Below are 12,038 nucleotides of genomic sequence, written 5' to 3'. Positions count from 1 at the left end.
CTTATTTTTTAATCAGTTTAGCATTAGCAGTTTGGTTATCATTGGTTTTTATAGTGATCAGATACGCTCCCTGTATCAAATTCTGTGTATTAATCTTCGTTATTTTATTCTTCGTCTTCAAACTCTGAAGCTGTCTACCATCCATATCATACAGCGTAATATCCGCTTCCTTAAATTCAAACCCAATCTCCACATAACAGTAATCACTTACCGGATTAGGATAGATCTTCATATCCTGCTTCTCGATCAACTGGTCAATCTGGCTGTCGCCTAATTTCACGATTTTCCAGTTCTCCTTGCCTAATTCTTCCGCGCTTGTTCCTGCCAAAACAATCGAACCGTCTTTATTCATCTTCAGATCAGATAACCTTTCTTCTTTCTTTCTCGATTCTCCTTTCACGTGCTTTCTCCATTGTTCATTACCGTTATTATCTATATACAACATCCAGAATGTTTCATCATCAGCCTCAATTCTTCCTTCAGCCTGAGTATATCCGCCCAGTAAAATGCCTTTGGATGGAGTCACTCCTTTCACCCCGCTTCCTGCATCCCACATCCCGCTCATCACATTCATTCCCATCAGAATATCGCGGTTTTTAAAATTGTAGGATTTCTGCCACTGCTCTTCACCTTTTGTGTTGAGTGAAACTAACCACAGATCTGTTCCTTCCTCTATTCCTACCGTCTTATTGCCCGATCTTTCTGATCTTGATTCTCCGCCGATAATATATCCCGAAGAAGTAAACGCCATTGTTCTTACATGGTCATCTCCTTTACCGCCGAAGTTCTTCTCCCATTCTACTTTGCCTTCTTTATTGAGTTTTACGATCCAGTAATCGCCCTCGCCATAGTTTTCAGTAGATTTTGGATGAGTGATGATTGATAATTGATGATCGATTTTTGATTCCGAAGGATTCTTTGCTTTTTTCGTATCATTTATTAATGATCTTTTATCATTCATATAAGTAAGCCCGCTTCTCGAATAAATTCCAAGCAAAGCCCCACCATCGGGAGTAGGAATCATCTTCTCAACTTCATCAAGACCTTTTCCGCCTAAAATTATTTCTGAGAGTACTTTTCCGTTTTTATCCAATCTCGAGATAATCACATCTTTTGAACCGAAACCGTTTGATGAATTCTGAACATTTCCTGCCACCATAAAGCCTAAGTCTGCCGTCTGAATCACCGATCTTGCTTCTTCATCCTGAGCTGTTCCCAATGTTTTCTGCCAAAGCTCATCTCCGAATTCATTGATTCTGATCAGCCAGATATCAGATCCTCCTTTAGAATCATCTTTCTTATCCAATCCTTTTCCTGAATACGAAGTTCCAGCCAGCAAAAATGCGCCTTCCTGTGTGGAAACCGTTGCTGAAAGAAAATCATGGTTCTGTCCTGAAAAATATTTTTCCCAGACTTCTTCACCCTGTTGATTAAGCTTGACCAAATGGAAATCGTAGCCGTTGTTTTGTTTGTTTTCGGTGGTAAGTTTCTTCGATTGAATAGAACTTCCGGTAATTAGGTATTGCTGATCTACTGTCGTGGTAACCTGCGAAAGAAAATCCTGTGTCGAAGATTTAATATCTTTCTGCCATACCACTTCCTGTGCAGAAAATACTGCGGCAGTATAAAGGAATACTGCACTCATGTAGAGTTGTTTCATGATCTGGTTTTATTATTAAGTTTAAAATTTTATGGAAATCTTTTTAAAATCGTAAAATGATTTTAAAGACTGAGAGAATAGTTTGTTGGGCATCATGAGAAATGCATCTGTTGGAAGGTTAATCGTTTTTTTCATCTATTTTTTCATCTATTTTGTGTTAGTCGGATACCGCAAATCTAAAATATTTTAAATTCACTGCAAATAATTCCTTTATTTTTTTCATAATCTGTTGATTTTTAACCTGAAAACCAAATGTAGTCCACCAAAGCGACAGAAGTTGACGTATGTCATCCTAATTATTATATATCAATATCGAAATATTTTGATGAAAGAAATTTAAGCCAATAGTTTATAACAATCTTGTATAAAAAAACCTCCCAAAATCTGGAAGGTTTCAATTTTTTATAAAATTTAAATTTTACTTCTGCTTCTCTGACCACAACTCCATTTTTCTGTTTAAAACATCCAATGGAAGACAGCCTTGACTTAAAATCTCATCATGGAAACTCGCAAGGCTGAATTTCTTACCCAGATCTTTTTGGTATTTCTCTCTTAATTCCCGGATTCTTAAAGAACCAATTTTATAACCTAAAGCCTGTCCCGGCATCGCCATATATCGTTCTACTTCCGCAGTTGCACCCGCTTCATCATAAGCAATGTTACTTAAAAAATAGGCAATCGCTTCTTCCCTGCTCATTTTTCCGGAGTGAATTCCTGTATCTACAACTAATCTTACCGCTCTCAGCATCTGATCACTTAAATATCCCATTTTTTGATAAGGATCTGTATAAAGGCCGAATTCCGGACCTAAAGTTTCACAATAATGTGCCCAACCTTCACCATACGCTCCGAACCAGCCGAACCTCATAAATTTCGGAAGTTTTATATTTTCCTGTTGCAGAGAAACCTGATAATGATGCCCCGGAATTGCTTCATGCAAGAACAAAGATTCCATTCCGGAAGTAACGTTGAATTTTGCAGGATCAGGAATTGGCATATAGAAAATTCCGGGTCTTTTTCCGTCCGGTGTTCCCTGAATATATTCCGCACTTGCGCTCGCTTCACGAAATTTTTCGGTTTGTCTGATCTCAAACCTCGTTTTCGGAGTTACACTGAACATGGTTTTAAGCTTCGGAGTTATTTTAGCTAAAATTCCGTTAAAACCATCCAGAACCTCTTTTGATGTTTTGTAAGGCATTGCTTTCGGATCGCTTTTGACAGAATTAATAAACTGCTCAAGCGTTCCGCTGAAGCCAACCTGCTGTTTTACTTTTTCCATTTCAGAGCGTAGCATTGCCACCTGCTGCAATCCGATTTTATTGATTTCATCCGGAGTTTTATTGGTCGTCGTCCAGCTTTTAGCATAAAACTTATAGATGCTGCTTCCATTTGGCAAAGCATTATAACCATCTGTTTCTCTGGATTTAGGCAAATATTCTTTTTCAAGAAAATCGCCCATTTTAGTATAAGCAGGAATAATATTTTTCGCAATAGATTCCTTATACAGTTTCGTGAATTTTTCTTTCTGCTCTTTAGAAAAATCTTTCGGGAAATTTTTTATCGGGCCTGCGAAAATATTTTTTTCAAAATCAGAACTTGTAATTTCTTCAGCTCTCATCTGTGGAATCATTTTGATCACCAACTTTCTTGGAAGAACCATTTTATTGTTGATCCCTTCACGGAAGTTTTCTGTAGCAGCAGTCATCCATTCTGGAAATTTTTCCATTCTTTTGAGCCAGTCTTCATAATCTTTTTCGGTGTTGAAAGGCTGACTTCCCTGCCCGCTTCCGTATAAAGGAAAATTCAACGGCAATCCTGTAAACTGACTGAACGGAATATATTCAGGATGATAGGCATACGCTTCAATCTTATCTTTTAAAGTATAGTCCAGAACGTCATAAACAACTTTATCTTCATCCGAGAGATTTTTGTAATCTACATTTTCAAGCTGCTTTTGTACCGAATTGTAGAAGGCAATCTCACCAGAAATAAAATCTTTATCGATATTGATGGGAAGCTGATCGTTATACCTTAAATCTCCCTGTGAAGTCGCTTCCAGTGGATACAGCTTTAAATACTGCTCATAATAATTGGCAGCAATAGAATCAATATTTGTAGGTGTAACTTTGGTGAGCGGAGAATCTGTCTTCTTGCAGGATACAACACTAACGGCCAATCCGAGCCCGAGAATTCCTTTTAAAATAATATTTTTCATATATCGTTTGATAACTTACTTTAAATTTAATATCGTATAAAAAACAAAAATACTAATATTGAGACTTTGAATGTAGTATTAAATTCAGATTTTAGTAAAAATAGTTTTGAAAATAGTTTTCACATTCGTACAATTTTTTATCTTTGCTTAAAACGTTTAACAATCATAGTATTACAAGTTCTTTTTTAGGAAATAATGAAAGGGATTTTAAAAATTTACCATCCGGACGAAACTCTAAAATACAATATAAAAAGCACTTACTGCAAGGCTGTTTATAGCAATCAAAAACACTTTTTGGAAGTAGAAGTCATTACAGACGACGGTTTGGACCATGTGGATGACGATTCGTTACAATATAATTTTCCTCAGCTTTCGCTTGAAGTAATTGAATTTCCGATAGATTCTGCAGAAATTGAGGGTAAAACATTTGAAATCAATGATTCTGAAGACGAGGTTTACACCGAAGTAAACCTGTTTGATGATGAAGATGCTTTCATTTATGATAATGAGCTCTGCTTTGAGAAAAATGAGCAGGATGAACTTCAGGTCGTATGGAAAGGAACGATTGATGATTTTTACACCGGTTCAGAAACTCCGCTTCCGTTCAGACTTAAGTGCGAATTTACGCCTGACGAAATTATTGTAGACGAAGACTGATCGTATCTTAAATAGTACTTTTAATTTCTTTTCAATCTTTTTTGGAAAGAAATTTGCTTTTTTGTGACATTATTAAATTTTGGAATGTATTTTTTAAGCTTATTTTAAGATATAGATTGATAATATTCCATTATTTTTGTCGTTTAAAACCATTATAAAATAACAATTAATGCTGTTAACGGAACTTACTCAGATTTTATTTGCTCAGGCAGCTGTACCTGTTGTACCTGCAGAAAAACTCGAATTTTCTTTTTGGGATATCCTTTTTCATGGTGGTGCTTTTGCCAAAATAGTAATGATCACCGTTCTTACGATCGGGGTTTTGTCTGTTTATCTTTTCTTCGAAAGATTTTTCTTCATCCGTAGAGTGACTTCAAAAACCGACTCCAATTTTATGAACAATATTGAAGATTTCATAAGAGACGGCAAAATTGAAGCTGCAGCAGATTACTGTAAAACGCAGAATTCTCCGGAATCACGAATTTTAGAAAAAGGTATTTCAAGATTGGGAAGACCCGTTTCTGACATTGTAAGTGCCATGGAATCTCAGGCTCAGATTGAGGTTGCCAATATGGAGAAAAATCTGAATCTTTTAGCAGTAGTTCCGAGTATTGCCCCCATGTTAGGACTTTTGGGAACCGTTATTGGGATGATTATTGCATTCTTTGATTTATCTCATGCGGAAGGAGCTTTCTCTCCCAAAACCCTTTCTGAAGGTATTTATACGGCTCTAGGACAAACGGCAGTTGGTTTGGCAGTGGCAATTCCGGCTAACTTTTTCTACAACCTGCTGTTAACCAAGATTGATAAGTTTGTGCTAAGAGCTCAGAATATTTCCGGTGAATTTTTAGACATCATTAATAAACCTTTATAATCTGCATCAATGAAAATACAGAGAAGAAATAAGGCGCACCCGGAATTCAGCTTAGCAGCGATGACAGACGTGATCTTGCTGATGCTGATTTTCTTTATGATTACCTCTTCAGCGGCCAATCAAAGTGCAATTGATGTAAAACTTCCCCAAACAGGAAGTGTAGATAATAATATTCCAAATCCGATGACGGTAAGCGTAAAGCCGGACGGGTCTTATTATGTAAATGATAAACCAGTAAGCAGAGAATTGGTAGAACAAACGATTGTAAGTGATCTTCAAAGTAAATCTGCAAAATCATTTACCATCAGAGCAGATGAAAACACCATGCATAAAGACGTTGTTTTTTTAATGGAGATTGCAGAAAAGCATAAATTTAACATTGCCATTGCGACGGTTAAAGAATAAACAGAATGAGAAGTTACTCCATAAATAGAGACGAAGAAAATAAGGATAAGATAAAAAGTGCAGCGCTTTCTATCATGATCTGGTCTGCTATTTTGTTGTTTGTTTTTATTTATAAAATGTCTCCCACTGAGCAGCCGAAAGAACCTGAAGTCATTACTACAATGCTTGTAAACTTTGGTGACAACAGAAATGGCTCCGGTATTGAAGAACCTGCAAACCAGGAAGGAAGTCTAGCTGCACAAGCTGTTGAAACCGCTCCCGAACCGGTTGAAAATGTTGTTTCAGAGTCCAAAACGGTGATTACTCCCGATCCTAAACCTGAAGCTAAAAAAACGGAAGCTAAGGACAAAATCATTACAGGAACGAATACCAAAATTACAGCTCCTAAAAAAGAAGATTCCAAAACAAATAAAAAATCTGCTGCAAGTTCTACTACAAAAAGCACAAAAAGCTCTGCAACAACTGCCAATTCTAAAACCGGAAACGGCGATGGCAAAGGAAATGCAGCAATCGGAAATCTGATTAAAGGGCGTGGTACAAAACCAGGCAGCCAAGGTACAGGTGACGGAATCGGAAATAATGGTGACCCTTTAGGCGGAGATGGAAATGGTGACAGCAAAGTTGGTATAGACCGAAGACTGATTGGCTACATTCCCGGAACAATGGGAAGAGGGGGCGCACAACCAAGCCACAACTGCTCAGCAAGCGGATCAATTACGATAGCTTATACCGTAGATAAAGCAGGGAATATTGTTTCTGCAAGACGTTCCGGAGGGATTTCAGACCCGTGTATCGTTTCTACTTCTATTGGATGGGTTAAGAAATACGTGAAAGCTGAAAAAGCCAGTGTCTCATCCACAGGAACTTATAACATTACATTCTAAAAATACAAAGCACTTTATTCAAGTGCTTTTTTTATTTCATTAACTCTGTTGATCACAGGTAGTGCAAAAATTCCGCTGGTCTGCAGATACAATTCATAGAATGTTTTTGCTTTGTCTAAGAAATCATTATTGTTTAAAACTTTTCCGTTGTAGTAGAAAAGATTCCCAAGCATTTCGTAATAATCTTTATGATCTCTTTCCTGCCTATCATTTACAATTTCAATAATTTCTTCTTTTGATTTTGATGAAAGTACAACAAAATCAAATTTAAAAATGTCCTTCATCAAAGAATCGAAGTCCAGGTCTTTCTGCATCAAACTTTCTTCCGGTTTGTCTAAAATCAGTTTTTCTAATGCTTGAGATAACTGACGTATTAGCCTCAATGTAAATTCTTTATCTGTAATCATTGTTGATTTTTATTTGTTAAAAGTTTAAATAATCTTCTGTTTGAGTAAGCTCACTCCATCTGGCGGAAAGAAACTTCGCGTAATTAATAGATGAAAGACCATAAGTTCCTAAAGAATATCCATCATTCACTTCAACTAATATTGTTTCCCCTTTTGCATTGACACCAAAATCTAAAGCAAATGAATTGGGTTGTGATGTAAATGAATTTATGGCGGCTTCAACAATTTTTACGTCTATTTTTGTATCCCAGTCTCCTTTGTATCTTCGAATGTCTAAGATTTCTTTATATCGAATAAAACACCTCCATTCTGTTTTAAAATCAATAAGCTCGGAACAAAGTACTTCAATATCTTTTTCTTCATTAATAATGCCTACAAAATCCATCTGATTTTGAATAACTTTTCCGGCAAACAATTTTGTTTCTGTTTTAGGCTTAATGAAAATATTCCAGCTGTTTTTATCTGAGAAAATTTGATTTATTGTTGATTCCCAAATTTTTCTTTTTAAAAAAGGTTTTAATTCCTCAGGATAATCAATTTCCTTATCGGGACGAGTTATGTTTAGGTTTTTAAGTCTCTTTCTTACATTTCCGATTCCTCCGATAATTATATTTTCCGAATTGATATCTGAGATTTCGTCTGCATCAATAAATTTTTCTATTTCATAACCAAAGTTTTTGAATCCCTCGTATGCTATAAAGGCATTCACATTATAGAACTCCCCTGTTATGTCAGTTTGTATGTAGGCTTTCATTATTTAGTTTTATGCAAAAAACAAATACGCCAATACAATAGAAGTAATAATCCCTACCAAATCTGCCAGAAGCATGGCAATTACGGTATATCTTGTGTTTTTCACAGCTACTGCTCCAAAATAAACAGCTATCACATAAAACGTCGTATCTGAGCTTCCCTGAAGAACGGCTGCCAATTTCCCTTGGAAACTATCGGCTCCGAAAGTCGTCATCGTATCAACCATCATTCCTCTCGCTCCGGAACCGGACAATGGTTTAATTAAAGCTGTCGGAAGTCCGTCGACAAATCTTGCGTCAAGATTAGATGCATTCGCAACCCATTTCATCCCGTCAATGATGACTTCGAAAACACCGGAAGTTCTTAAAAGTGAAATCGCAATCAACATCCCCACTAAATACGGTATAATTTTAACACACGTAGTAAAACCTTCTTTTGCACCTTCAATAAAAGCATCAAAAACATTGATTTTTTTATAAACTGCTCCCAAAACAATCGCTAAAAAAATGAAAAGGATTAATCCATTACTTAAAATCTTGCTGAAATCATCAAGTTCATTTTTACTAAGCTGAACCAGATAAACTACCAAAAGTCCGATGATGGCTGAAATTCCTCCTACATAAGCAATAACAATGGGTCTTAACAAATTGATTTTCTGATATGCTGAAACGATAATCATTGCCGCTAAAGTCGCTGCAAAAGTCGCAATCATACACGGAAGGAAAATATCGGTGGGTGTTTTCGAGCCCATAGAAGCACGGATAGCAATGATAGAAACCGGAATCAGCGTCATTCCTCCTGCGTGAAGACAGAGAAACATAATCTGCGAATTGCTTGCGGTATCTTTATTCGGATTTAACGTCTGTAGACTTTCCATGGCTTTCAGGCCAAAAGGTGTGGCGGCATTATCCAAACCTAAAAGATTGGCACTGAAATTCATCAGCATGTGTCCGAAAGAAGGGTGATTTTTAGGAATTTCAGGAAATAATTTTGAGAAAAATGGCTGAATTAATCTGCTTAATAAATTGATTCCTCCTGCTTTTTCAGCGATACTCATGAATCCCATGAACAGTGTCATAATTCCAATTAAACCAAGACAGATTTTTACTGCAGTTTCTGACGTTCCAATGACGCCGTCTGCTTCCTGAATACGATAAATTTTTGCATTATATTTTAGGGAATCAGTTACATAGTGGATGCTGTTATCTTTAAATTCACTTTTTTCCATCAGGCTGTACCTAATGTTGGGTTCTAGATCTCCAATTTTTTGTGTTGCAATCTGTACAGTATCACCTCCTTTTCCTACAACCATATCATTGAAAATGGTTTTGTAATGGCTTGACGAGATATATTTTATACTTGCAATAGTAATGGCGATGATGATGAAAGCCGACCAAATTCTGCTGAGAACCATTTGATTAAATTAATTGTTTAAACTTAGTTAAAAATTCTTCAGATTACAAAAAGGATGAAAATAAATTTCCACAATGTTTGTCATTCAGTAGGAATCTAAGTTTATGATTTAAAGATTCGAATCTAGATTCCTGCGGAATGACAAAAAAAAGTTGTTATTTTTCATCAAGATAAACCAAATCTCCTTCAAAATTATCATCCAGACTTTTCAAAATTTTGGCGTTGGCTGTTTTCTTTTGTAATTCTTTAATAAAAAAACTTTTCTCAAAAAACTGACGGTGAATTCCGGAAAGAAGTTCCATGAAATAATCCATTCCTATTTTGTTGTTGTGAAGATCCATCTTGGTTTCCAAAGGTTCGTTCGGAAATAATTCTTCGTGAAGATCTGTAATTTTTTTGCAGAAGTTTAATGCTTTTTCAGGCGACGAAATTTTGCAGCAATACATCATGATCAGGCAACACCAAAGAGCGTGTCTGAAAGCATTCCCTTCACCATTTTTTGAAGCCGTTTCAGGATATAATTTCTGAGCAATAGAAAAAGCTTTTGCCGTTGCATAAAAGCTTAAAACCGAAAAAAGAGGATGTGGTAAAACAGCAGATAAAAGCCTGAGGATCTTTTTCAGACTCATGCTTTTTATCGTATTGAAAATCACTTTAAAAGTTCTCATAAAAAAATCTCTCCCAAATTGAGAGAGACTGTTTATTTTAGTTTAAAATTTAAGCTTTTGCAGTCAAAAGATTTACTGTTTTAGATACTTTATCTTTTATTTCTGTTCTTTTTACAATGAAATCTACAAAACCTTTATCCTGTAGGAATTCAGAGGTCTGGAATCCTTCCGGTAAATCTCTGCCGATGGTCTCACGGATAACTCTTGGTCCTGCAAAACCGATCAAAGCTTTTGGTTCTGCCATGATAACATCTGCTGTCATAGCAAAAGAAGCCGTAATTCCTCCAAATGTAGGGTCACAAAGATAAGCGATGTATAAAAGACCAGCTTCTGAAAGCTGCGCCAATTTAGCCTGAACTTTTGCCAACTGCATCAAAGAATAAGTAGCTTCCTGCATTCTCGCTCCACCCGATTGGCAGATAATCATATAAGGAAGTTTTTTCTCGATACAATAATCGATTGCTCTTCTGATTTTCTCACCCATTACCGACCCTAAAGATCCGCCGATGAATGCAAAATCCATACAAGAAACCACCATTTCGGTTCCGTTTACCGTTCCTACAGCATTTCTGATAGAATCTGTAAGTTTTGTCTTCGCTTTTACTTCTTTCAGACGGTCTGTGTAAGATTTAGTATCTTTAAAATTAAGGATGTCAATACTTTCAACATTCGCATCAAGCTCAGTGAATTTTCCTTCGTCGAAAAGAATGTCGAAAAACTCTGCACTTCCGATTCTTACGTGAAATCCGTCTTCAGGAGAAACATAATTGTTTTTCTTTAATTCGTCGTGTTCTACCACTTTTCCTGACGGAGTCTGATGCCAAAGTCCTTTTGGTACATCTTTTTTCTGGTCAGTAGAAGTGGTAATATTCTGTGCTTTTCTTTTAAACCAATTTTCGAATGCCATATTGTTGATTTGAAATTATAAATTTGAGATTTGAAATTTTGATTTGTGTATAAATTTTTCATCTCAGACAAGATCAAATTTCAAACTTCAAATCTCAAATTAATTTATTTTAAAGTATTTACGTTGTTTAAATCTTCAAATGCCTGAACCAATCTCTTAGAGAAAGTTTCTTCTCCTTTTCTGATCCAAACTCTTGGGTCATAGAATTTTTTGTTTGGTTTTTCTTCTCCTTCAGGGTTTCCGATCTGAGTTCTCAGGTATTCGATATTTTCTGTCATATAATCTCTGATTCCTTCTGTGTAAGCAAACTGAAGGTCAGTATCAATATTCATCTTAATCACCCCATAATCAATCGCTTCTCTGATTTCTTCTAAAGTAGAACCTGAACCACCGTGGAATACAAAATTAATTGGTTTTTCAGCAGTTCCGAATTTTTCCTGAACAAATTTCTGAGAGTTATCTAAGATTTTCGGAGTCAATACTACGTTACCCGGTTTGTAAACTCCATGTACGTTTCCGAAAGCAGCTGCAATCGTGAAGTTATCAGAAACCGCTTTTAATTTTTCATACGTATAAGCTACATCTTCAGGCTGAGTATATAATAAAGAGTTGTCTACACCAGAATTATCTACACCATCTTCTTCACCTCCTGTAACACCGATTTCAACTTCTAAAGTCATCTGCATTTTTGCCATTCTTTCGAAATATTTTGCAGAGATCTCAAGATTTTCTTCCAATGGTTCTTCAGAAAGATCAAGCATGTGAGACGAGTAAAGAGATTTACCGGTCTGCTTGTAGAATTCTTCACTTGCATCAAGCAATCCGTCGATCCAAGGCAACAATTTTTTTGCAGCGTGATCTGTATGAAGAATTACTGTTGCTCCGTAAGCTTCAGCTAAAGTGTGAATATGTTTAGCTCCTGCGATACCTCCTACAATAGCAGACTTCTGAGCATCATTACTCAATCCTTTTCCAGCGTTGAAAGAAGCTCCACCGTTAGAAAACTGAATAATTACCGGTGAATTTAGTTTCGCCGCAGTTTCCATAACAGCATTTACGTTACTAGAACCGATAACGTTTACTGCAGGTAATGCAAATTTGTTTTCTTTTGCATACTGGAAAATATCTGTAACTAACTGACCTGTGGCAACTCCTGCCGGGAAAATTCTGCTCATATTTTAGCTTTTATATAATA

General features: G+C 36.2%; 12 protein-coding genes. 4 read left to right on the top strand and 8 right to left on the bottom strand.

The window, feature by feature from the left end:
* Position 1: 1 nt before the first annotated feature.
* Both ACR1PN_RS07885 and ACR1PN_RS07880 read right to left on the bottom strand, forming a co-directional pair.
* Positions 2-1,660: a T9SS type A sorting domain-containing protein gene (locus tag ACR1PN_RS07885; RefSeq protein WP_433979586.1), complete on the bottom strand. Its 1,659-nt coding sequence runs from the start codon at positions 1,658-1,660 to the stop codon at positions 2-4.
* A gap of 418 nt (positions 1,661-2,078) precedes the next feature.
* Positions 2,079-3,875, bottom strand: a complete 1,797-nt coding sequence (locus ACR1PN_RS07880; protein ID WP_433979585.1) for a DUF885 domain-containing protein — start codon at positions 3,873-3,875, stop codon at positions 2,079-2,081.
* 195 nt (positions 3,876-4,070) lie between these two features.
* On the opposite strand from ACR1PN_RS07880, the gene ACR1PN_RS07875 reads away from it, so the two are divergent.
* From ACR1PN_RS07875 to ACR1PN_RS07860, 4 genes are all read left to right on the top strand, one after another.
* Positions 4,071-4,532 carry a hypothetical protein gene (locus tag ACR1PN_RS07875; protein WP_378175858.1) on the top strand — a complete coding sequence of 154 codons (462 nt, stop codon included), beginning with the start codon at positions 4,071-4,073 and terminating at the stop codon, positions 4,530-4,532.
* Between the two features lie 169 nt (positions 4,533-4,701).
* On the top strand, positions 4,702-5,406 hold the full coding sequence (locus ACR1PN_RS07870; protein WP_433979584.1) for a MotA/TolQ/ExbB proton channel family protein: 705 nt from the start codon (positions 4,702-4,704) through the stop codon (positions 5,404-5,406).
* 9 nt (positions 5,407-5,415) lie between these two features.
* A complete protein-coding gene (locus ACR1PN_RS07865) occupies positions 5,416-5,811 on the top strand; it encodes an ExbD/TolR family protein (RefSeq protein ID WP_433979583.1) in 396 nt (131 codons plus the stop codon).
* A gap of 5 nt (positions 5,812-5,816) precedes the next feature.
* Positions 5,817-6,695: a ferric siderophore ABC transporter substrate-binding protein gene (locus tag ACR1PN_RS07860; protein WP_433979582.1), complete on the top strand. Its 879-nt coding sequence runs from the start codon at positions 5,817-5,819 to the stop codon at positions 6,693-6,695.
* A gap of 14 nt (positions 6,696-6,709) precedes the next feature.
* On the opposite strand, the gene ACR1PN_RS07855 is transcribed toward ACR1PN_RS07860, so the two are convergent.
* The 6 genes from ACR1PN_RS07855 to fbaA form a co-directional block, all read right to left on the bottom strand.
* On the bottom strand, positions 6,710-7,102 hold the full coding sequence (locus tag ACR1PN_RS07855; RefSeq protein ID WP_433979581.1) for a hypothetical protein: 393 nt from the start codon (positions 7,100-7,102) through the stop codon (positions 6,710-6,712).
* A gap of 16 nt (positions 7,103-7,118) precedes the next feature.
* Positions 7,119-7,856, bottom strand: coding sequence for an ATP-grasp domain-containing protein (locus ACR1PN_RS07850; protein WP_433979580.1), 738 nt, complete (start codon positions 7,854-7,856; stop codon positions 7,119-7,121).
* Positions 7,857-7,865: 9 nt separating this feature from the next.
* On the bottom strand, positions 7,866-9,269 hold the full coding sequence (locus ACR1PN_RS07845; RefSeq protein WP_433979579.1) for a nucleoside recognition domain-containing protein: 1,404 nt from the start codon (positions 9,267-9,269) through the stop codon (positions 7,866-7,868).
* Between the two features lie 154 nt (positions 9,270-9,423).
* Positions 9,424-9,936 carry a DUF6973 domain-containing protein gene (locus ACR1PN_RS07840; protein ID WP_433979578.1) on the bottom strand — a complete coding sequence of 171 codons (513 nt, stop codon included), beginning with the start codon at positions 9,934-9,936 and terminating at the stop codon, positions 9,424-9,426.
* A gap of 49 nt (positions 9,937-9,985) precedes the next feature.
* Positions 9,986-10,843, bottom strand: coding sequence for an acetyl-CoA carboxylase, carboxyltransferase subunit beta (gene accD, locus ACR1PN_RS07835; RefSeq protein ID WP_433979577.1), 858 nt, complete (start codon positions 10,841-10,843; stop codon positions 9,986-9,988).
* Between the two features lie 104 nt (positions 10,844-10,947).
* On the bottom strand, positions 10,948-12,018 hold the full coding sequence (gene fbaA / locus ACR1PN_RS07830; protein WP_378175830.1) for a class II fructose-bisphosphate aldolase: 1,071 nt from the start codon (positions 12,016-12,018) through the stop codon (positions 10,948-10,950).
* Positions 12,019-12,038: the final 20 nt, after the last annotated feature.

This window comes from Chryseobacterium sp. RLHN22 (assembly GCF_051011795.1).
Taxonomy (GTDB): Bacteria; Bacteroidota; Bacteroidia; order Flavobacteriales; family Weeksellaceae; genus Chryseobacterium; species Chryseobacterium zhengzhouense.
This window is presented reverse-complemented; position numbering and strand designations above follow the sequence as displayed.

Excerpts from the sequence above, each read along its gene's own strand:
- ACR1PN_RS07850 (WP_433979580.1), bottom strand. The coding sequence starts at position 7,856 with ATGAAAGCCTACATACAAACTGACATAACAGGGGAGTTCTATAATGTG.
- ACR1PN_RS07855 (WP_433979581.1), bottom strand. The coding sequence starts at position 7,102 with ATGATTACAGATAAAGAATTTACATTGAGGCTAATACGTCAGTTATCT.
- ACR1PN_RS07880 (WP_433979585.1), bottom strand. The coding sequence starts at position 3,875 with ATGAAAAATATTATTTTAAAAGGAATTCTCGGGCTCGGATTGGCCGTT.
- ACR1PN_RS07860 (WP_433979582.1), top strand. The coding sequence starts at position 5,817 with ATGAGAAGTTACTCCATAAATAGAGACGAAGAAAATAAGGATAAGATA.
- ACR1PN_RS07870 (WP_433979584.1), top strand. The coding sequence starts at position 4,702 with ATGCTGTTAACGGAACTTACTCAGATTTTATTTGCTCAGGCAGCTGTA.
- fbaA (WP_378175830.1), bottom strand. The coding sequence starts at position 12,018 with ATGAGCAGAATTTTCCCGGCAGGAGTTGCCACAGGTCAGTTAGTTACA.
- ACR1PN_RS07875 (WP_378175858.1), top strand. The coding sequence starts at position 4,071 with ATGAAAGGGATTTTAAAAATTTACCATCCGGACGAAACTCTAAAATAC.
- accD (WP_433979577.1), bottom strand. The coding sequence starts at position 10,843 with ATGGCATTCGAAAATTGGTTTAAAAGAAAAGCACAGAATATTACCACT.
- ACR1PN_RS07865 (WP_433979583.1), top strand. The coding sequence starts at position 5,416 with ATGAAAATACAGAGAAGAAATAAGGCGCACCCGGAATTCAGCTTAGCA.
- ACR1PN_RS07885 (WP_433979586.1), bottom strand. The coding sequence starts at position 1,660 with ATGAAACAACTCTACATGAGTGCAGTATTCCTTTATACTGCCGCAGTA.
- ACR1PN_RS07840 (WP_433979578.1), bottom strand. The coding sequence starts at position 9,936 with ATGAGAACTTTTAAAGTGATTTTCAATACGATAAAAAGCATGAGTCTG.
- ACR1PN_RS07845 (WP_433979579.1), bottom strand. The coding sequence starts at position 9,269 with ATGGTTCTCAGCAGAATTTGGTCGGCTTTCATCATCATCGCCATTACT.